Annotated in this window: 21 protein-coding genes; 7 read left to right on the top strand and 14 right to left on the bottom strand. The window is 62.2% G+C overall.

Annotated features, from left to right (window positions below; translation table 11 throughout):
* Positions 1 to 16: 16 nt before the first annotated feature.
* A complete protein-coding gene (locus tag ACI2KA_RS10750; RefSeq protein ID WP_404501814.1) occupies positions 17 to 1,234 on the bottom strand; it encodes an MFS transporter in 1,218 nt (405 codons plus the stop codon).
* A gap of 184 nt (positions 1,235 to 1,418) precedes the next feature.
* Here ACI2KA_RS10750 and ACI2KA_RS10745 point away from each other — a divergent pair, with 184 nt between their 5' ends.
* Positions 1,419 to 2,153 (top strand): class I SAM-dependent methyltransferase, encoded by a 735-nt coding sequence (locus ACI2KA_RS10745; RefSeq protein WP_404501812.1) that lies wholly within the window; start codon positions 1,419 to 1,421, stop codon positions 2,151 to 2,153.
* 206 nt (positions 2,154 to 2,359) lie between these two features.
* Here ACI2KA_RS10745 and ACI2KA_RS10740 read toward each other — a convergent pair whose 3' ends face one another.
* From ACI2KA_RS10740 to ACI2KA_RS10725, 4 genes are all read right to left on the bottom strand, one after another.
* Positions 2,360 to 3,202, bottom strand: coding sequence for an MOSC domain-containing protein (locus ACI2KA_RS10740; protein WP_404501810.1), 843 nt, complete (start codon positions 3,200 to 3,202; stop codon positions 2,360 to 2,362).
* A 10-nt stretch (positions 3,203 to 3,212) separates the two neighbouring features.
* Positions 3,213 to 3,857 carry an HD domain-containing protein gene (locus ACI2KA_RS10735; protein WP_404501808.1) on the bottom strand — a complete coding sequence of 215 codons (645 nt, stop codon included), beginning with the start codon at positions 3,855 to 3,857 and terminating at the stop codon, positions 3,213 to 3,215.
* Positions 3,854 to 6,631: a DUF2339 domain-containing protein gene (locus tag ACI2KA_RS10730; protein ID WP_404501806.1), complete on the bottom strand. Its 2,778-nt coding sequence runs from the start codon at positions 6,629 to 6,631 to the stop codon at positions 3,854 to 3,856. The genes ACI2KA_RS10735 and ACI2KA_RS10730 overlap by 4 nt, the downstream gene beginning before the upstream one ends.
* A gap of 175 nt (positions 6,632 to 6,806) precedes the next feature.
* Positions 6,807 to 8,366 carry a VOC family protein gene (locus ACI2KA_RS10725; protein WP_404501804.1) on the bottom strand — a complete coding sequence of 520 codons (1,560 nt, stop codon included), beginning with the start codon at positions 8,364 to 8,366 and terminating at the stop codon, positions 6,807 to 6,809.
* Between the two features lie 290 nt (positions 8,367 to 8,656).
* On the opposite strand from ACI2KA_RS10725, the gene ACI2KA_RS10720 reads away from it, so the two are divergent.
* The 4 genes from ACI2KA_RS10720 to xopAW all read left to right on the top strand — a co-directional run bounded on the left by ACI2KA_RS10720 (position 8,657) and on the right by xopAW (position 12,628).
* Positions 8,657 to 9,700: an ABC transporter substrate-binding protein gene (locus ACI2KA_RS10720; RefSeq protein WP_404501803.1), complete on the top strand. Its 1,044-nt coding sequence runs from the start codon at positions 8,657 to 8,659 to the stop codon at positions 9,698 to 9,700.
* A gap of 213 nt (positions 9,701 to 9,913) precedes the next feature.
* Positions 9,914 to 10,702, top strand: a complete 789-nt coding sequence (locus tag ACI2KA_RS10715) for an ABC transporter ATP-binding protein (RefSeq protein ID WP_404501801.1) — start codon at positions 9,914 to 9,916, stop codon at positions 10,700 to 10,702.
* A complete protein-coding gene (locus tag ACI2KA_RS10710) occupies positions 10,699 to 11,517 on the top strand; it encodes an ABC transporter permease (RefSeq protein ID WP_404501800.1) in 819 nt (272 codons plus the stop codon). Before ACI2KA_RS10715 ends, ACI2KA_RS10710 begins: the two co-directional genes overlap by 4 nt.
* A 256-nt stretch (positions 11,518 to 11,773) precedes the next feature.
* On the top strand, positions 11,774 to 12,628 hold the full coding sequence (xopAW, locus tag ACI2KA_RS10705) for a XopAW family type III secretion system calcium-binding effector (protein WP_404501798.1): 855 nt from the start codon (positions 11,774 to 11,776) through the stop codon (positions 12,626 to 12,628).
* A 162-nt stretch (positions 12,629 to 12,790) separates the two neighbouring features.
* Here the strand turns inward: xopAW and ACI2KA_RS10700 are convergent, their stop codons facing one another.
* The 9 genes from ACI2KA_RS10700 to ACI2KA_RS10660 form a co-directional block, all read right to left on the bottom strand.
* The gene (locus ACI2KA_RS10700; protein ID WP_404501796.1) at positions 12,791 to 13,477 is read right to left on the bottom strand and encodes a metal-binding protein ZinT; all 687 of its coding nucleotides are present in this window, start codon (positions 13,475 to 13,477) and stop codon (positions 12,791 to 12,793) included.
* Positions 13,478 to 13,660: 183 nt separating this feature from the next.
* Positions 13,661 to 14,482 (bottom strand): mechanosensitive ion channel family protein, encoded by an 822-nt coding sequence (locus tag ACI2KA_RS10695; RefSeq protein WP_404501794.1) that lies wholly within the window; start codon positions 14,480 to 14,482, stop codon positions 13,661 to 13,663.
* Positions 14,483 to 14,560: 78 nt separating this feature from the next.
* On the bottom strand, positions 14,561 to 15,079 hold the full coding sequence (locus ACI2KA_RS10690) for a tyrosine phosphatase family protein (protein WP_404501792.1): 519 nt from the start codon (positions 15,077 to 15,079) through the stop codon (positions 14,561 to 14,563).
* Positions 15,076 to 15,699, bottom strand: a complete 624-nt coding sequence (locus ACI2KA_RS10685) for a YfbR-like 5'-deoxynucleotidase (RefSeq protein WP_404501790.1) — start codon at positions 15,697 to 15,699, stop codon at positions 15,076 to 15,078. The genes ACI2KA_RS10690 and ACI2KA_RS10685 overlap by 4 nt, the downstream gene beginning before the upstream one ends.
* A 2-nt stretch (positions 15,700 to 15,701) precedes the next feature.
* Positions 15,702 to 16,550, bottom strand: a complete 849-nt coding sequence (locus ACI2KA_RS10680; RefSeq protein WP_404501788.1) for a YgfZ/GcvT domain-containing protein — start codon at positions 16,548 to 16,550, stop codon at positions 15,702 to 15,704.
* A 122-nt stretch (positions 16,551 to 16,672) separates the two neighbouring features.
* Positions 16,673 to 17,446 (bottom strand): hypothetical protein, encoded by a 774-nt coding sequence (locus tag ACI2KA_RS10675; protein WP_404501786.1) that lies wholly within the window; start codon positions 17,444 to 17,446, stop codon positions 16,673 to 16,675.
* 14 nt (positions 17,447 to 17,460) lie between these two features.
* Positions 17,461 to 17,718 (bottom strand): hypothetical protein, encoded by a 258-nt coding sequence (locus tag ACI2KA_RS10670; protein ID WP_003496894.1) that lies wholly within the window; start codon positions 17,716 to 17,718, stop codon positions 17,461 to 17,463.
* A 105-nt stretch (positions 17,719 to 17,823) separates the two neighbouring features.
* Positions 17,824 to 18,261 carry a TIGR02301 family protein gene (locus ACI2KA_RS10665; protein ID WP_404501784.1) on the bottom strand — a complete coding sequence of 146 codons (438 nt, stop codon included), beginning with the start codon at positions 18,259 to 18,261 and terminating at the stop codon, positions 17,824 to 17,826.
* A gap of 113 nt (positions 18,262 to 18,374) precedes the next feature.
* Positions 18,375 to 18,791, bottom strand: coding sequence for an NUDIX hydrolase (locus ACI2KA_RS10660; RefSeq protein WP_404501782.1), 417 nt, complete (start codon positions 18,789 to 18,791; stop codon positions 18,375 to 18,377).
* Positions 18,792 to 18,933: 142 nt separating this feature from the next.
* Between ACI2KA_RS10660 and ACI2KA_RS10655 the strand changes: the two genes are divergently transcribed.
* Together ACI2KA_RS10655 and ACI2KA_RS10650 are read left to right on the top strand one after the other, a co-directional pair.
* On the top strand, positions 18,934 to 19,257 hold the full coding sequence (locus ACI2KA_RS10655) for a YnfA family protein (protein WP_404501780.1): 324 nt from the start codon (positions 18,934 to 18,936) through the stop codon (positions 19,255 to 19,257).
* Between the two features lie 10 nt (positions 19,258 to 19,267).
* On the top strand, positions 19,268 to 20,029 hold the full coding sequence (locus ACI2KA_RS10650) for an SOS response-associated peptidase (RefSeq protein ID WP_404501778.1): 762 nt from the start codon (positions 19,268 to 19,270) through the stop codon (positions 20,027 to 20,029).
* The last annotated feature ends 27 nt before the right edge of the window (positions 20,030 to 20,056 follow it).

Raw genomic sequence — 20,056 nt, 5'->3', positions numbered from 1 at the left:
CCCCTGGCCGATCGCTTTATTGGGCGAAAGCAGGCCGGGGTGCGGGGCGCTCCTGAATGGGCCAATGCACGATGGCCGCAAAAATTCCCATGCCGACGCCCAGCCACCAGACAAGATCATAGGAACCGAGCCGGTCATAAAGGAAGCCGCCGAGCCAGACGCCGAGGAACGAGCCGATCTGGTGCGACAGGAACACGACGCCGCCGAGCATGCCGAGATGGCGTGTGCCGAACATGATCGCCACCAGCGCATTGGTGGGCGGCACGGTGGAAAGCCAGAGGATGCCCATGACGGCAGCGAAGAGAATGACCGAAAGCGGTGATTGCGGCAAAAGCAGGAACGCCGTGACGGCGACCGAGCGGGCGACGTAGATATAGGCGAGCAGATAGGGTTTCGAATAACGCTGGGCGATGATGCCGGCGGCAAGCGACCCGATGATGTTGAAGAAGCCGATCAGCGCCATGGCGATGACGGCGTAGCGCGGTTCGATGCCGATATCGCCGAGATAGGCCGGGAAATGTGCGGTGATGAAGGCCACCTGAAACCCGCAGACGAAAAAGCCGGTGGTCAACAGGAGGTAGCTTTTATGGCCGAGCGCCTCTTTCAGCGCTTCGCCCGCCGTCTGCTGGAACTGCGCCTGCGACTGGCTGCCGGAAGAGGAATTGCCGCGCATGGGAAAGGCAAGCAACGGCACCAGCATCATCATCACGGCAAGCCAGACGAGGCTGTCCGACCAGCCATAGGCGGAAATCAGCCCCTGGCTGATCGGCGCGAACAAAAACATGCCGGCCGAGCCCGCCGCCGTGCCGATGCCGAAGGCGAGCGAGCGCTGCTGCGGCGTCACATGCCGCGCAAAGGCCGAAAGGATGACGCTGAAGGAACCGGCGGCGATGCCGAGCCCGACCAGCACGCCGCCGCCGAAATGCAGCCAGAAGGGCGAAGTGCCGAAGGACATGCAGATAAGGCCGGCGGCATAAAGCAGGCCTGACAGCACGAGCACGCGGCCCGTGCCGTATTTATCCGCCATCGCACCGAAAAAGGGCTGGCCAAGGCCCCAGAACAGGTTCTGCAAGGCCATGGCGAGACCGAAGGTGGAGCGGTCCCAGCCGGTATCGGCCAGCATCGGCAGCTGGAAAAAGCCCATGGCCGAACGGGGGCCGAAGGTCATGACCGCAATCAGCGACCCTGCGGCGATAATAAGCCAGGGCATGGTCTGGCGTGTGGCTTGCGACATGAAATTCTCCTGCTGCAGCATGCGCGTGACGATGGCGCAAATCTTTCTGCAGATTCCCTCTGATGGGGATGAATATTAGCTTTTGTCAGCCGTCCCCACTAGCGACTTTTCTTGACCCCCAATATTCATGGGATTGATGGGACGCCCCCCGCATATCGTTTTCGGGGAGACCGGAGAGAGGACGATGAAGCAGAATATTTACGACGATCCCGGGTTTTTCGAGCGCTACAGCGCCATGCCGCGTTCCGTCGAAGGGTTGCGACAGGCCGGCGAGTGGCACGAACTGCGCGGCATGCTGCCGCCGTTGCAGGGTCGCAGCCTTCTCGATCTCGGCTGCGGTTTCGGCTGGCATTGCCGTTACGCGGCGGAGCAGGGGGCGGCCCATGTCGTCGGCGTCGATCTTTCGCAGAACATGCTGCGCCGTGCCGCCGAAATCAATGGCGGCCCGGGCATAGACTATCGCCGGGCGGCGATCGAGGACATTGAGTTTGCGCCGGAAAGTTTCGATGTGGTGCTGAGTTCTCTCGCCCTGCATTATGTCCGCGATCTCGACCTGGCATTCGCGAAAGTTTCCGCCGTCCTGAAATCCAGCGGCGATTTCGTCTTTTCCATCGAACATCCCGTTTTCACGGCGCTGGAAAAACAGGACTGGTTTTATGGCGAGGATGGCGAAATCCTGCACTGGCCGCTCGATAATTATCAAAGCGAGGGCGTGCGCCACTCCAACTGGATGGCGGACGATGTGGTCAAATATCATCGCACGGTGTCTGGCATTCTCAACTGCCTGCTGTCTGCCGGTTTTGCCCTGACGCATTTGGCGGAACCGCGGCCTGATCCGGCTCTGATGGCTGAGCGGCCGGAACTGAAGCACGAGGATCGCCGGCCGATCTTTCTGATCGTCGGGGCGAAGAAGCCGTGAGGCGATGACCCCTCCGTCTCCTCATCCCTGTGCTTGTCACAGGGATCCAGCCAGCCCAAGTCCTTGGGCTGAAAGGACTCTTTCGCCGCGCGGACACGCGTCGGCTGGATTCCTGTGACAAGCACAGGAATGAGGGAGAGAGGGTGCGCCAGCCTATAAAAACATTGCACCGTGGCTATGAAGTTCGGTTTGACCGAACCGCCGGCCTACCGCCGCTTGATCGCCCAGCCTTCCGGCCGTTCCTCGACCACGCTTGCCACGTCGCCGACGGACAACCTGCCTTTCCCGCGCGGCGTCACGTTCCAGCCGAACAGCGGGCCGGGCACGCGCCGGTCGCCGGACATGCGGATGCGGCCCATGGCTTTCATGGGGGAGGGCACGTCGCGGGAACCGGTCGTCTGGTCCTGCGTGGTCATGATGCAGCGGGCGCAGGGCTTGACCAGATCGAAACGAATGCCGCCGATCTCGATGGCCGCCCAGCGGTCCTCCGCCCATGGCTCGTCCGTGTTGAGCACGATATTCGGCCGGAACCGCTCCATGCCGACGGCGTCTTCGCCATTGGCGCGCATATTGTCGTTCAGCGCGGCAAGCGAGGCGGTGGTGGTGACGAGGATCTGGTAGCCGTCCGCAAAGGTGACGGGGGTTTCGTTGCCGGTCCATTCAAGGCTTGCAATGCGTTTCGAGGTATCGTCGAAGAACACCAGCCTGACCTCGCGTTCGAACCATGCCGAGAGCGTATCGTTGGTCTCGTCATCGGCGATATTGGCGCTGACGATCGATTTCCACACCGCCACATCCATGCGCTGGCCGGACGGTCTGGCGAAAATCTCGCCGTCCTTGTCCCGCGAAAGCGCCATGCCGCCATCCTCATGCCGCGCCAGCACCGTGGCGATGGCGGGCAATTCGCGCTGGGTGATGAAATGGCCGGAAGGATCGGTCAACATGGCCCGGCGGTCCCCCGGCAGGCCTTCGGCGGAAATGGCGCTTCCGGAGAGGGAAATGCCGCGCGCGCTTTTCAGCGGATAGATGTTGAGTTCGGTCACACGCATCTTGCTTTCCTCAAATCTCGTCGAGAAACAGGTCGAGAACCTGCTTCAGCCGCTGATGACGGGCCTTGGCCATCTGCCGACCCGTCTCGGTGCGAAAGCCGTCCGCCAGTTTGAACAGCTTGGTTTCGAAATGGTCGATCGCAAAGGCACGGTCGTCAAGCGGCCGGTCCTTCGCCAGCGGATCGGCCGGGTCGTAAAGCGCCGAGCCCATGCGTCCGGCAATATAAAAGCAGCGCGCCGCCCCCACCATGCCGATGGCATCCAGCCGGTCGGCATCCTGAAGGATTTTCGCCTCCAGCGTCCGCGGCTCGATATTGGCGGAAAAGCTGTGGGTGGTGATGGCATGCGCGGCGGCGTCGATGTCTTTCTGCTGCCAGCCGAGTCCGGCCAGAATGCCGCTTGCCTTTTCCGCCGCAAGCCTGGAGGCTTGCGCGCGCAGCGGCGAGTTCTTCTCCACCGCCACGCAATCATGCAAAAGCACGCTGGCCGCCAGCACGGTGCCATCACCGCCTTCACCCGCCTGGATGCGCATGGCGTTGCGGAAGACGCGGTGAATATGGGCCAGATCATGCGAGCCGTCGCCGGTATCGGCAGCATGTGGTATCAGCTCCTGCGCAAGCGCCACATGGGGCGCGAAAGCCTCGGCCGCGATCATGCCTGCGGCTTCCGGGTCAGGATTTTCTGGTAGAACAGGCCGATGCCGATCAGCACCGCGCCAAGCCCGATGAAGGACAGGGCTCTCAGCACGCCTTCGAGGTTGCTCATGTCGATCAGGAAAGCCTTGGCAACCGAAATCAGCACGAAGGCGGCCGATGCCAGACGCAGGCTGCGGGCATTGAACCGCGAACCGAGCACGAGCAGCAGCACGCCGATCAGCAGCCAGACCACCGAATAGCTGTAGGTCTCGCCCTGCATGAAGCCCTTCCAGTCGGCGATGTTCTCGCCCTGCCAGAAGCGCCGCACGGAAAGCGTGGCCCAGGCAAAACCGAGTGCCGCACCCGCCACCGCCAGCATGCTGACATAGGGCGGGGGACGTTTCCCCCGCGCATAATAGGCAAGGCCGCCATAAGCGAGCGCCGGCAACAGGTAACCGATCAGCAGCAGGTTGAGGACCGGGATACGGCCGGTATTTTCACCGGTGAAATAGGGGTTGAGCGTGAAGAAATGCATCGTCAGCACGTTGATGACGGCGATCACGCCGGCGATCATCGAACCGTAACGGAAGACGGGGCTGGGGCTCTTGAGATCCAGCGTCATCAAGACGCCCGAAAAACCGATGGTCAGCAGCGTGTAGATCGACTGTTCGCCGAGCGTCGGTACGCTGTTATCAAGCGTGCCGCCATTCATCGCGTGGCGGATGAGGATGGCCACAGCCAGAAGCCCCATGACGCTGGCAATGGCCTGCAGGAAGTTCTTCGCCCTCACACCCGGCCAGTCGCGCAGCAGCCAGGCCGAGGCGACGGCCAGCAATGCGGGAATGCCGTAACCGGGCAGAAGCGCGTTGAAGACCGGCATGCGCCCAAGATTTTGCGGCCCGACAATGGTGGGTTCCCAGGCGATGCGGCCGAGAACGGCAACGCTTGCCACCGCCATGATCCAGGGCAGCACCTCCCAGTTGCGGTAACGGCTGGCCAGCACATAGGCAAAGCCGATGACGGACAACAGCACGGTTGTCGCGAGCCCTTCCGTCAGCGTGTGCAGGCTGAGCGCGAAGGCGGCGAAGGAACCGAGCACGAGGATGTTGAGCGGCTTGCGATAGGCCGCGTTGTCCCGCCGGTGCAGCCACTCGGCACCGGCAATCAGCACCAGGCCGAGGCCGAAACCATAGGCGGCGTGCAGCCAGTCGCGACCGAGATTGCCATATTCGACGAAGCTTGCCGTTGCCAGCCAGACCGGGAACAGTGCGGCAATACCCGCCCAGAGCTGGGCGAAATCCACATCGTCAGCGCCCTTGCGTTTCAGGAAGGAGAAGGCGCACAGCACGAGGACGGCGCCGAGGCCGAGCGCCATGGCGATTTCAGCGGTATAGCCCGTTCCGACGGGCGGCAGAGCGATCCCGGTATCGTTTATGACGCCAATGAAATCGATGCCCTGACCTGACATCAGCGCAACCGCCGTCTGCGCGCCAAGCGCGGCGATGAAGGCCGGCCACACCGCATAGTGGCGGACGGCGCCAAGGGCCGCGAGCGCTGCGATGAGCGCCGAGACGACCAGCGCCGGGTGGGTGTCGATGCCGCCACTGGCGAACAGGAAGGCGATGGCCGGCAGGATGACCGCCATCGATACGGTGAGATTGATGGCGAGCGACGGGCGCAGCAGAAGCCGCATGATACGGACGGCGCGCCGCCCGGGAGCTGCGGTTTCGGCAGCGTCGGCAGGCGGTGCGTCAAGCGGCTTTCCGGGCCACAGGAAGATCGTGCCGGCCAGCATGACGAGCAATGCAAGCGTCGGCGGTTCGGCATTGATCGTGTCGGAGAAGCCGATATAGCCGAGCGCCCAGAGGCCGAGGCCGGCATTGGCAAGTGACGGAACAACGGTCCAGCCCTGCCGGCGCGCCGCCGCGGCCGTCGCCAGCCAGGAGACGGTCAGGAAGACGAAGAGCGCCCAGATGTTCGGCGTATCGGTGGAAACCAGCGCTGGCGTCAGCATCGAGCCGAGCAGGCCGAGACCGGCCAGCGCCTGCCCGTGCAGCAAAGACAGGCCGATGGTGGCGAAGGCGACGAGCCCCAGCAGGATGAAAGCCGTGCCCGGGCCGATATAGTCGTAAATGCCATAGGCCGCATAAACCACGCCGAACAGCGTCAATGCGCCGGCCGCCGTCAGCACGCCCGGTATCATGGCGTTGGAATAGGCCGCGGCGATGCCCGGCACCGCCTTGCGGCGGATCGCCTCGCCGGCAAGGGCGAGAAGCAGGCCGAAAACGGCGGCGAGCGACAACCGGACCGCCGGGCTGAGCAGCCCTGCCTCGATGGAATATTTGACGAGGAAAATGCCGCCCAGCGCCAGCGCCAACCCGCCGGCCCACACCGCCCAGCGCGCGCCAAGCTGGCTTTCGAAGCTTTCCTTTGCCGGCCGTTCGGAGACGGCCTGAGCGGCTGGCGCGGGCTGCGCTTCCTCGCGCACGACCTCTTCCGATGCCGCCAAGGCGGTGTCTTCTTGGTGCTCGGACGTGTATTCAGCCGGGGACGCTGCTGCTTGCGGCGCGGCGTCACTTTCCTGTTCCGCTGCGAAATCCGGTTCTCCCGTGGCCTCCGCATTCTGCGCCTGCGCCGGGGATATGGCGGGAGCCGTCACGCCTGCGGCCATCAGCCGTTTGAGGCTGAGAACTTCCCGTTCCAGAGCCTTGATTCGGCTTGAATTGCGGATGCTCGTGACCAGCGTGTAGATGAAGGCCGCGATGAGGGCGAGGATAAACAGCGGGATGTCCAAACGGGCTCTCCAATTATGAAGCTGTTTTTAAAGCCCTTTTGGCGAGTTTATGCAAGGCCCGGTTGATGAAGGTGTGGGTAACGGGGAGAGCGGGCGAGTGCCGCATATTTCTTCTTCCCCGCCGGAGAGAAGAACGCAAGGCGCACCCGACCGGCTCATATGTATTTATCGCGAATCAGGAAACATCGGCCAGCCAGCGTCGCGCGGCTTCGATATCGGCGAGCCCGAGCTCGTGCCCGTCCTCGACCGTTTCCATCTCGGTCCTTGCACCGCCCGCCGCAAGCTTTCCCTGCAATTCGCTCGCCTTGTCGCGATATTTGTCGCGCTCGCCCGCCACCAGCAGGAAATTGCGGCCGGACAGATCGGTCTGCGGCCATGTTTCCAGAACCGGTGTCGGACGGAAGAGCAGGGCGTCGCCGGCAAGCTGCGGATGTAGCACGGCGAAGGCCGCATAAAAGTTCGCGCCATTGGAATGGCCGATAAACCGCAGCTTCGAACGATCGAGACCATAGGAGCGTATCGCTCCTTCCACAAAGGCGGCAAAGGCTTCCGCTTCCGAGACGATATCCTTCTGGTCGAAGCTGAAATCGGGGAACCGGCGGAACCAGCGGGCGATCTCTTCTTCCGTGCTGCGGCCGCGCACGCCAAGAAGCGTGGCGCCGGGCGCCGCCCGGTGCGCCAGCGGCATCAGGCTGGTTTCGCTGCCGCCGGAACCGTGCAGCAGGATGACGGTGCTGCCGTCCGGCTCCTGCGGCGTGTAGAAACGGTGCACGAAGGGCAGGTCGCGATAAACGATCCGCTCTTCGCCCGGCATCGCAAATTGCGGCAGGGCGACCCGCACATCCGCCTCGTCCTTCATGAACAGCGGTGGAATGAACAGTTCCGTGCCCAGTGTCTCCAGCGGTTCGTCCACCGTCATGCCGGGGCCGTCGGTCGCCATTTCAATCAGCACGCCGCCCGGTTCGCGGACGTAGAGCGAGTGGAAATATTTCCGGTCATGGGCGTTGGTGGTGCTGGAATTCAGCGATTTCAGCTCCGTCAGAACAGCGTTCAGCTCCTCCATATCCTCTGCGCGGAAGGCGATGTGATCGACCGTGCCGGTGCCGGGCGCGCTGGACCAGAAACCGGTCGCGTCGCGCACGTCGATAATGTCGCCGCTTGCGGAAACGAGGCGGCGGATCGCACCCGCCTGGCTTTCCTGCCGGTAGCCGAAATGTTTCTCCAGAAACGCCACGGTTTCCTCGGGCACTTCGCTCAGCACGGTTGCGCCATAGATCCGGCGAATGGCGTCTTCCGCGGCAATATCGGCCGTCACATGCGGCGTGGCATCGGCAAAGGCATGGGTGCCGACCAGCTTGACGATCAGGCCGTCCGGGTCTTTCAGCCGGATCACCGGAGCGCCGAATTCCTCGGCGGGACCTTCGGCGCGGATGCCGAATTTCAGCGCCCGCGTCAGCCAGGAGCCGATCGCGGCAGGATCGATCGCCAGCGAAATCTCCAGCGTCTGGCCGTAACCGACACGCCCCTGGCCGCCGTCTTCCCAGACGAGAAATGTCAGAAGCGAGCCGGGAGAGGCGATATCGTCGCCATAAAGCAGATGCAGCTGCATGGCGTCCTCAAAACCGGCGGTCCGCTTCGCCAGCCTCAAACCGAGGAAGCCGGCGTAAAAATCCACATTCGCCTGCACCTTGCGGGTGATCATGGTGATGTGGTGTATGCCCAGTGCAGAATTCATCTTGCCGTCCCGCCGTTTCGCTGCCGTTCGTGGCTCTATTTGTCCCACGCTGCCCTTGATCCGCAACCCCGGCAAATGAGAACGATGTGTTCTCTGTGTGAACGATATTGCCCTGCCTTCGTTGCACGCGTGATGGGCAGAATCGCTGCCTTTTTGCCTCTGTAGCGGTCATTGATGCATAGAAAATAAGCATACAAAATAATGGCTATTTTGTATGCAATTTTATCTTGCCTTGCGGGTTGGAATTGGGTCTTATGCAACCAATCCAGCAAAACCATCAGGGGGAATAGATGATTTTAACGCGCAGGTTGTTGTCGAGGGCGCTGGCAATTGCCGCCATCGGCGTGGTTGCAGGCTTTTCGCTGCCGGTAACGGGCGCCCATGCCGAAACGCCGGTGAAATTCACGCTCGACTGGAAATTCGAAGGCCCCGCCGCCGGCTTCCTGCTGGCGCTCGACAAGGGGTATTTCAAGGCCGAAGGCCTCGACGTCACCATCGACAGCGGCAATGGCTCGGTGGAAGCCATTCCGCGCGTCGCGACCGGCGCCTATCAGATGGGTTTCGGCGACATCAACTCGGTGATGAAGTTCCTCGACGAGGATCCGAGCCAGAAGATCAAGGCTGTTTACATGGTCTATGAGCGCCCGACATTTGCCGTGGTCGGCCGCAAGTCGCTCGGCGTCACCGGCGACCCGAAGTCGCTGGAAGGCAAGAAACTCGGCGCGCCGCCGCCGGATGGCGCCTTTGCGCAATGGCCGGCCTTCAAGCAGGTCGCGGGTCTCGATGACAGCAAGATCAAGATCGAATCGATCGGTTTTCCGGTGCGTGAGCCGATGCTGGCCAAGGGCGACGTCGACGCCGTTTTCGGCTTTGCCTTTTCGGTGATCCTCAACCTCAAGAAACAGGGCATCGCCGATGACGACATCTCGACCATCCTGATGGCCGAGCACGGCTTGAATCTCTATGGCAATGCGGTACTGGTAAACACTGATTTCGCAGAGAAAAACCCGGATGCCGTGAAGGGCTTCCTGAAGGCGCTGGCCAAGGGCTTCGCCGATTCCGTCAAGACCCCGGAAGAGGGCGTGGCGGCGGTTCTGAAGCGTAACGAGACGCTCGACAGCGCCATCGAGCTTGAACGCCTCAACATGGCCAACAGCATGAATATCAAGACGCCCTATGTGGTGGAAAACGGCATGGGCGGGATCGATCCGGCCCGGCTGGCAGCCTCCATCGAAACGCTGAAGGTGTCCCTCGGCCTGAAGGGCAACGTCAAGGCGGAGCAGGTGTTTGATGCGACCTATCTGCCGGCCAAGGAAGAGCGCCTGCTTCCCTGATGTCTGAGGAATAACCAGCGGGTGCGGCGAATTTCTTCTCCCCCGGCGGGGAGAAGTCCGCGGCAGCGGGATGAGGGGCAAGCGTTCGGTTTCTCGCTGACGTCGCCCCCTTATCCGACCCTGTGGGCCACCTTCTCCCCGGCGGGGAGAAGAAACAAGCGGCGACGGTTCGGGCTGCCACGGCCCATCACCTAACTGAAAACGGGAACTGCGATGTCACATCTCGTGGAAATAGACAATGTCGACATGCGTTATGGCGGGTCGGCCGGCACGCTGGCCGTATCCGGCCTCAATCTCACAGTCGACAAGGGTGAATTCGCAGCCGTCGTCGGTCCCTCCGGCTGCGGCAAGTCCACCCTGATGAAGCTGGTGACGGGGCTGCATATTCCGCAAAAGGGCAATGTCATCGTGGCCGGGCGGCAGGTCACGGAGCCGGTCTCGATCGTCGGCATGGCGTTTCAGAACCCGACGATGCTGCCCTGGCGCACCACGCTTGAGAACATCCTCCTTCCGCTGGAAATCGTCGAGAAACATCGCCGCCGCCTGCGCGCCCACAAGGCCGATTATGTCGCGAAAGCCGAGCGCCTGCTGGAAATCGTCGGCCTGAAGGGTTTTGGCTCGAAGTATCCGTGGCAGCTTTCCGGTGGCATGCAGCAGCGCGCCAATCTGTGCCGCGCGCTGATCCATGAACCGGAACTGCTGATGCTGGACGAGCCCTTCGGCGCACTCGATGCCTTCACCCGCGAGGAGCTGTGGTGCGTCATCCGCGACCTGCACGCCGCGCAGCGTGTCACCATCATTCTCGTGACCCATGACCTGCGCGAGGCGACCTTCCTCGCCGACAAGATTTTCGTGATGAGCGCGAGGCCCGGCCGGGTGCTGGCGGAACATCGTGTTCCCTTTGCCCGCCCGCGCCAGCTCGATATCATGTATGACAAGGGTTTCAACGATATGGTGCAGGAACTGCATGGCGAAATAGCACAGGCGAGGGTGGCGGCATGAGCGCGATCATGGAAAGCACCGTGTCGGCCGAACCGCGCAAGCCGTTGATCGCCCGCGTCAACTGGGTAAAGGCCGCCCCCTGGCTTTATACGCTGGGGCTCTTCCTGCTGTGGGAACTGCTCGTCTACGCGCTGAAAATGCCGCCCACCATCCTGCCGTCGCCGGTCAGGGTCGGGCAGGCCATCCTGCAATATTGGTCGCCGATCTGGAAGAATTCGCTGCAGACGCTTTATACGACGACGCTCGGCTTTGCCATCGCGGTTGTCGCCGGCCTTGCCATCGGCCTGTTCATCGGCTGGTCGAAAACCATCTATGCCGGGCTTTATCCGTTGATGATCGGTTTCAACGCCATCCCCAAGGTGGCGCTGGTGCCGATCCTCGTCATCTGGTTCGGCATCGGCACCGTGCCCGCGGTCCTCACCGCCTTCCTGATTTCCTTCTTCCCCATCGTCGTGAATGTCGCCACTGGCCTCGCCACCATCGAGCCGGAAACCGAGGACGTGCTGCGGGCGCTCGGCGCAAAGAAGATGGACATCATGCTGAAGGTCGGTATTCCGCGCTCCATGCCCTATTTCTTCGGTTCGCTGAAAATCGCCATCACGCTTGCCTTCGTCGGTTCGGTCGTCTCCGAAACCGTTGCCTCCAATTATGGCCTCGGCAACATGATGAGTTCGGCGCAGAGCCAGTTCAACGTGCCGCTGGTCTTTGCCGGCCTGCTGATGCTCGCGGTGGAAGGCATCGTCATGTACGCCATCATGGCGTGGCTGGAAAAACGCATGACCGGCTGGGCGCATCGTTCGACGATGGGGCAATGATGGCGGCCGCCTGATGCGGCCTGCCTGCACCAGCGATTCGGGCGATATAACCTCGAGACGCGGCAATTCCTGCGCCGCGTGAGTGGCGCGCGCTCCGCTATTTCATTGTATAATATAACTTTTTACGGCTTCAAAATATTTTTGCCTGATAAAGCAAATCACGATATTGTGTAGTGGTTCGCCATTATTGCGTGACGCGGACATGTCCTCCCCCTGAACTGATCAGCTTTGAAAAATCCTTTGACGGGAGACCTGTATGACCAGCGTTTCATCGCTTGGCGCTTACCAATATAGCGCGAAGAATTATAGTAGCCTCGACAAGAATGGTGACGGCATTGTGAGTGCCGATGAAATCCAGGCGTCCGCCACGTCGGGAAACGGCATATCCTCGCTGGGGTCTGACCAGGAGGACAGCAGCGGTACGAGCGGCGCGGCGATGAACCAGCTGCTGACGATGCTCGTGAACATGATCATGAATCTTTCGAGTGGCCAATCATCCGGCTCGTCCGATTCGTCCGGTGAAAAATCGCCGGGCAGCGCGGATCGGCTTGCTGAACTGGATACGGATGGCGACGGCTCCCTGTCCGTCAGCGAGTTTCTTGCCGGGCGCCCTGAGGATGTCAGCGAGGACAAGGCGACGAACCTGTTCGCGCAGCTCGATACTGACGGTGACGGTGTCGTCAGCAGCGATGAATTTTCCGCCATGGCGCCGCCCAAAGGCCCGCCGCCACCGAATTTCGCCGGCGGGCCTCGTTCTCGCGACAGTGCGGATATGCTTGCTGAACTGGATACGGATGGCGACGGCTCCCTGTCCGTCAGCGAGTTCCTTGCCGGGCGCCCTGAGGATGTCAGCGAGGACATGGCGACGAACCTGTTCACGCAGCTCGATACTGACGGCGACGGTATCGTCAGCAGCGATGAGTTGTCCGCCATGGCCCCGCCCAAAGGCCCGCCGCCACCGGATGTTTCGGCTGGCCGCACCAGCGACGATGATCAATCGGCAGAGAGTGCAACAACTATCGAGGATCTTCTGTCGCGGCTGGAGGAGATCGCCAGGGCCTATACGGCCTTTAATACGGATGAAGCCGCAACCCAGTCCATTACGGCCTGATTTTTCGTTGCGAGAGGGTTGGCTGAAACTGTTCCAGACCCTGCAAGGGCCTTGCATCCGGCCCTTGCAGTCACGTGTCTTCCCGGGATGGGCAGGCAGGCATCTGGCTGAACGGGATCGCCCTGCGCATTGGCAGGGCGTCTTTCTCGCCTCCGGGCGTTCTCAATGCGCCGCCATTTCCTTGACGATATCCGCACCGTCCATCAGGAAGGGATAATAGGTCGGCCAATTGGTGACCTCGTCCAGCAGGGCCTTGCGGTCGTTCCCCCAGTAGAGATGGTAATGGCCGGCCTTGACCGGGGCGATGGAGTGGTCGCTGAACTGGATGAACTGCGGCGCGGCCTCGTCGCCGGCGGTCTTCCTGAAGATGTATCTTACGCCGCGATTGCCCTTCTTGTAGGTCAGGATCTCCTGGCCGTCGCTGGCATAGGTGCCTTCGACCGGCTTGCCTTCCCTGTAGAAAGCCACCTTGTCGCCCTTGATGACGATGCGGTTCACATCCGTCTTGTAGCCGATGTCGTAATAGGCGCGATATTCCGCGGCCGTCTTGTCGCCATGGGCGGCTTTTTCGGCCATGACGGAATCAAGCGAGCCATTCAGCAGGTAGGGATAGACAGATTGCCAGTCGCCGTCCCAGTCGGAAAGCGTGCGCGGCTTGACCTGGGCATCCTCGAAATAACCGTTGTAAATCTTCTTTTCCGCCTCGGTCATCTTGTGGCCGTGGTCGTGCCCATGGTCGTGGCTATGGGCGGCCGATTTTTCGCCGCCGGCCGCCATTGCCGCGGCTGCCATCAGCAGCATGGAACCAAGTGCGACCGCGCCCGTGAGGCGGGTGAGTGTCTTCTGCATTGTTTCGGCCCTCTCGTATCTGTCTTGGAAAAGCAAGTTACGTAATAACATTACAAATCGACCTATAGAGGTCTCGTCTGTATGACGCAAGAGCGTGTGCCGGCATGGCGTGACGAAAAAGCGCGATGGCTGTCGCAGCCACCGCGCTTATAAAGGAGATGACGGAGAGGGGTCGTCCAGGCGTCAGGCCGGTTGCGCGCTGACCTCCGCCTTGCGTTCATCGAAGGCGAGTTTCATCGCTTTCGTTACGTCGCGGGTCGTTGCGAAATAGCTGTCGCTGCGCACCCAATAACGCAATTTGACGGTGGCGCCGTCGGCACTGACCGAATCGACGAAAGTGACGGGGGCAGGGTCCAGCAATACCCGGCTTTCCGAGCGCACCACGCGCATCAGCATATCCTGCGCGGTCGCCATGTCCTCGTCGCTGCTGACGGTCAGGCTCAATTCATGGCGGCGGGAGGGGAAACGGCTGTAATTGGTGATCGGCACGTTCCAGAGCGTTGAATTGGGCGCCAGACGGTAAAGCCCGTCGCTCGTCTTGAGTTCGGTGGCGAACAGTCCGATTTCCATCACCGTGCCGCTGACCGAGCTGGTCTCGATATATTCGCCGACGCGGAAGGGGCGCAGCACCAGCAGCATGATGCCGGCGGCAATGTTCTGCAGCGTGCCCTGCAAGGCAAGGCCGATCGCAAGACCGGCGGCGCCGAGGGCGGCGAGAATGGAAGCCGTCTGCACCCCGAACTGGCCGAGCACCATGACGATGACCAGAATGAGCACGACATACCGGATGGCGCCCGCGAAAAAACCGGCGAGCGTCGCATCGAAACCGCGGATGCGCGACAGGCCCTGAAAAGCCCAGCGCTGCAGGAAGGTGGCGGCCAGCCAGCCAATGATCAAAAGCAGCAGCGCCCCGATGACGGAAAAGGAATATTGCACCGCCAGCGCGCTCGCCTGTCGCACGGCCGCCTGCGATGCGACGATGATATCGGTTGCCTGTTGTTCCATGAATGATCCCGTGATTTTCATTGCTGTTCAGGGTTGGTAACGAACGGGTGCCGCCGCGGTTCCGCCAAAAATCGGGCGTCAGCCGTCAAGCGGCAGCACGAAGGGCACATTGCCGTCGGTATCCGCCCCCCTGCCGATCGCCTTGATCGCCTTGATGAGCCGGCCGTCGCGCCCGAGCAGCCGGTCGCCGATGGCGATGATGCGGGCATTGGGGGTGGCATAGGGCGAGACGGCGCGCAGACGCAGCGCAAGCGCGTTGTCGTCCTGACCCGGATAAAGGCTGAGCGCGGCGATGACGGCGGCCGCCGGCGAGCGCGAAATCCCCATCCAGCAATGGATGAGCAGCGGCGCGGACTGGTCCCATTCCCGCGCGAAATCGATCAGCTTCAGCACATGCGCATCGTCAGGGGCAACGAGATCGCCCGTGCCCTTGAAGGCGATATCGTTCATGGCCAGCGTCAGATGCCGGTCGGCGGCAATGACCGCAGGGCGGTGAAACGCCTGTTCCCTGGCGATCAGCGTCACCATTTCCCGGGCCTTGTGTTTCACGGCCATTTCCGCGATGCGCGACAGCGGCGATACCACGATTGCCGTCATGGCGCGCTCCTGGTTCGCGTCACGCGCAGCGTCTCGATCGCCTCGAAACGCGCGATGAACAGCCGCTGCGCTTCCGTGGAAGGAAGCGGCGTGATGTCGAACATGTCGCGGGTAATGCCGCGCGGCAGGCCGAAAAATTTCTGCGCCTCGGCAGCGGAAAACCCGGCAAGTTCCGTCGCCTCGAAAAAGGCAGCCACCGTATCGGCCTTCTTGATGCGGTCCTTCAAGTCGCGCGATGCATGCGGCGGCAGGCCGAAGCGCAGATGCACGGCGGCCTCCAGCCGTTTCTCCACGGTCTTGTAACCGCCGCCGACCACGGATTTGAACGGCGAGATCATGTCGCCGATGACATATTCCGGCGCATCGTGCAGCAGCGCCATCTGCATGTCGTCGGGCGACGCGCCCGCACACATGCGGCAGAAGATGGTTTCAACGATGAGACTATGCTGGGCGACGGAAAAGGCATGGTCGCCGCGCGTCTGGCCGTTCCAGCGGGCGACGCGGGCAAGGCCGTGGGCAATATCGGCGATCTCCACGTCGAGCGGCGAGGGGTCGAGCAGATCGAGCCGCCGCCCCGAGAGCATGCGCTGCCAGGCACGCGGGCTTTTTGCGGGGGCCACGCCTAGTCCTCCGCCCGTGCTGCCGGGTCGGCTGCAGGAAAGGAAAGGCCGCTCCAGGCGGGAAGGGCCATGGTGACGGCAACAGTCGCCGCCACGAGCGGCGTGCCGGCGGCGAGCGCATCGGCGACACGATCGGTCCGCACGATGGCGAGAGCCCTGTTGCCGCAAACGGTTCCGAGCGTGCCCACCGGTTTTCCGTCGGCGGTGATCTCCGTGCCGCTCGCCGGAAGCGCGCCTTCGGCCGAAACGGTAACGACGCGCCGCCTCGCCGTGCCGCGATGTTTCATGCGCGAAACGACCTCTTGGCCGACGAAGCAGCCCTTCTTGAAGGAAACGCCGTCATTCACGTCCATCAGCACATCATGGGGGAAAGCATCCTGCAGCGCATAATCCCGGCCGGATTCGGCAATGCCGTGCTCGATCCGCAGCGCCTCATAGGCTGCCGCGTCGCCGGAGGCCGATGCTCCCGGCAGGCGGAACAGATCGATGCCTGCCTTGGTGAAACGCCCGTCCCTGAGGCTCCCCTGCGGCGCGGGCTCGCCCCACGACAGGCTGACGCCTTCGGTGGTTTCGGCTTTCAGATCGACAGGTGCGCGCAGCTTGTACATGGTCAGGCGGCGCAGCAGGGCATCCTGTTCGGCCGCACCCGTTTCGATCAGGTAGTCCGTCTGGTCGCGCCAGATCAGGAAATCGAACAGGATCTTGCCCTGCGGCGTCAGCAGGGCGGCGGCCCGGGCTTCGCCTTGCGGCAGGTTTTCAGCATCGGCGGTGATGAGGTTGTTCAGAAATTCCTCGGCGCCGGTGCCGGAAACCCGGATCAGGCGGCGGTCGGCAAGAAAAGCGGAAGGCATGGCGTCACCGTTCGGTTCATCTCTACTGCGCGATCTCCGGTAAAATGCAGATGCACTTTGCCGGACTGCTCATTCCGCACAGTTAGGATTTTTACCGGAGAACGGCAAGCACCGGGAGGCGATCAATCGCCCGCGGTGAAGAACTTCCACTTGCCATCGGGCGAAATGCCGATGCGGTAGAAACTGTAATTGCCATATTCCTGCATATCGGCCAGATCGCCCGCCGTGATGATGCGCAGGAGCTCCACCTTTTCCGGCGGCGTCAGCGTATTGAGCGGCTTGCCGGCGAAATAGGGAAAGACATAGGCTTCATCCGGCGTTCCGGCATCGATATGGGCATAACCGGTCGACAGCAGGTCGATGATGATCGCCAGCACTTCCAGCCCGTCGGGATCGCCGGAATAGCTTTTCAGCGCCGCGATCGGGTCTTCGCCGTCATTGCCGTCGATGCGGAACTGGTTCTCCCCGCCGGCGATGAAGGGCCGCAGTTTTTCGATGTCGCCCGAGGCGGCGGCGTCGATGATCTGCTGGCGCAGCTTGCGCACGGCTTCCGGGGCCTTGGAAATGTCGTGCTCGATCTCCACGGACATTTCCGGTGCCGTGTCGGTGTCGGGTTTGGCGGATTGCTGGTTGGTCTGGGCGGCGGAACGGTCGATAAGCGGGTCCGGCAGGGGAATGCCTTCCGAATCGCCTTCGATTGCATCCGGCTCCGCGGGTTCGGCCTGCTTCGGCTGTTCACCATTCTGCGCCTGCGGCTCGCTTTCGCCGTTCTGGGCCGGCTTCAGCTCGGAAAGGGCAAAGGCCGCACCCGGCAGCCCGGCAGAACCGACGGTCAGGGCAAGCGCGATGGACAGCAGGGCGGAAGAGCGCAAAAGCCCCTTGCTCAGGCAAGACATGATAGACCCCGGCTTTACTGTATCACCCGCTGCGGAGAAAATTCGCCTTCAAGCATACGCTGGCGCAGCGATTCCAGCATTGCTTCCGCACCGGCTTCGCCATGCATGCGGATGGTTTCGCGCATGGCCAGAGCGATGGCGGCATCGGCGATGATCTCCGGCTCGATGCCGTCGGCCATGCCGTCAGCCCATGCCTCGTTCTGGTGTTCCAGAGCGACCTGCATCTTTTCATGCACGATCATATCGTCGATTTCGTTACGGCTTGTCTGCATTTTTCATCCTCGACAGGGCGGGCAAGTCCTTACCACCCTGTTAACAACACTAGCAGCCTTTTATCAAAACGGCACGGGCTGCGGCGAAAAGAGGTTAACAATCCTCTAATTTCCGAACCTGGACGCAATTTCCTGAGCGAGTGTTGCTCCCTCGTTACGGTAATTCTCTTCTGCCATGATGGCGGCGCGTGTGCAACTGGTGTGGAGGGCCGCAAAGGAGCGGTATCCACGGTTGAATGCAGCCGTCATGCGCTGGCGCCGTTCGGGTTCATTGGCCGTATCCGCAGCCAGAAGGTCGCTCATCGATCTGCGCCAGTCTTCCGGACCGGAAGAAGGGCACAGCGTCCTCAGATATTGCACCGCGCCCAGTATTTCCGAAAGCCGTGCCAGCTTGTCGTCATAGGGCGCGGGCTTGGACGGCGTCGCTTCCGCGGGGCGCACCTCCTTGGAAACAGCCTTTGAAGGCTGCGCATGCGCTGTGCCTTCCTGCCCGGCGGGCAGCATCGCGAGGAAAAAAGACAGGAAAATGGTTGCCCGTATCAAAATTCTATTCTGCCCCACACATACTCGTGAACTGCTGGCTCGTGAACTGCTGGCTTGTGAACATCCGACGGGCGGACGGCCTCTAGATAATCGCGATTCTGGCTGGCTGGCAATCATGCAAGCAGGCGCTCGGCGCATTCGACCACGCTTTCCGGCGCCGGCAGCCGGCGGATTTCCGCCAATGTGTACCAGCCCGCATCCGCCGCGTCGTCAGCCGCCGTCACCGCCGGATCGGCATCCGTCTCCACGGTGAAGACCGACAGGAAATAGTGGCTGGTCAGCACGCCGTCCGCGTCGCGCGAGGGCAGATCGTAGGTCGCAAAGAGTTGCGGCCTGCGCGCGACGATGCCGGTTTCTTCGTGAAGTTCACGAAGCGCCGTCTGCGCCGGCGTTTCCCCTTCTTCGCCGCGGCCGCCCGGAAAGGCGAACATGTCCTTCGACGGCGGATTGATGCGGCGCACGAGCAGCAGCCGGTCGCCATTCCTGACGATGGCGGAGGAGGCGGGGCGGGGCTTGATGCGAAGGGTCATGGAGGGTTCACTCGTTTCGGCCGTCTGTGGCCTGTCTGCATAATATGGTGCGTGAGCGCGGCTGCGCCCTTTCGGATATGGCGCGGAGGCTCTAACCTGTCGTGCGACAACACGCTCTATTGTGCACGCAGAAGACGGTGGAATGAAGGTCTATCTTATCTATGTATTGGCCGCGCTTGCGGAAATCGCCGGTTGCTTCTCCTTCTGGGCCTGGCTGAAACTCGGCAAGCCAGTCTGGATATTAGTGCCGGGCATGCTGTCGCTTGCCGCTTTCGCCTGGCTTCTGGCGCTGGTGCCGACCGAAACGGCCGGCAGGGCCTATGCCGCCTATGGCGGGATTTACATCGCCGCTTCGCTTCTCTGGCTCTGGGGCGTTGAAGGGCAGTTGCCGGATAAATGGGATGTCGCCGGCGGTGCGGTCTGCCTTGCGGGAACGGCCATCATTCTGTTTGGACCGCGCGCCTGAGGAGACGACAATGTGCGGACGTTTTGTCCTGAAGGCGACGCCGGAAGAAATCGCCGATTATCTCGACCTGATCGGGCTTGAGGATTTTCCCGCCCGTTTCAACATCGCGCCCACACAACCGATTCTCGTGGTGCTGGAGGGCGAGCGGCAGGAGCGCGGCAGCAACCTGCCCAGCCGCCGGGCCGTGCTGGTCCGCTGGGGTTTCCTGCCGGGCTGGGTGAAGGACCCCAAGGATTTTCCGCTGCTCATCAATGCCCGTTCGGAAACCGCCATTGGCAAGGCGTCCTTCCGCGCCGCCATGCGCCATCGCCGTGTGCTCGTGCCCGCCACCGGTTTTTATGAATGGCGGCGTCCTCCCAAGGAGGAGGGCGGCAAACCGCAGCCCTATTTCATCCGCCCGAAAAACGGCGGCATTGTCGCCTTTGCCGGCCTGATGGAAACATGGTCTTCCGCCGATGGCTCGGAGGTGGATACCGGCGCCATCCTCACCACCGCCGCCAATGCCGCGATCGGCCACATCCACGACCGCATGCCGGTGGTGATCGCGCCGGAGGATTTCAGCCGCTGGCTGGATTGCAAGACACAGGAGCCGCGCGACGTGGCCGATCTGATGCGCCCGGTTCAGGACGACTTCTTCGAGATGATCCCGGTGTCGGACAAGGTCAACAAGGTCGCCAATGTCGGTGCCGATCTCATCGAGCCGGTGCCGGAAAGCGCGCCGCCGGCAAAGATCAGGCCGCCCAAGGACGAGGGACAGATGTCGCTGTTTTGACGAGCCATCTGCTCGGCCGATGACCCT

It is taken from the genome of Agrobacterium sp. NPDC089420, from assembly GCF_044900305.1.
In the GTDB taxonomy this organism is placed as follows: Bacteria; Pseudomonadota; Alphaproteobacteria; order Rhizobiales; family Rhizobiaceae; genus Agrobacterium.
Note: the sequence above shows the minus strand (reverse complement) of the source record. Positions and strands in the feature narration are given on the sequence as shown.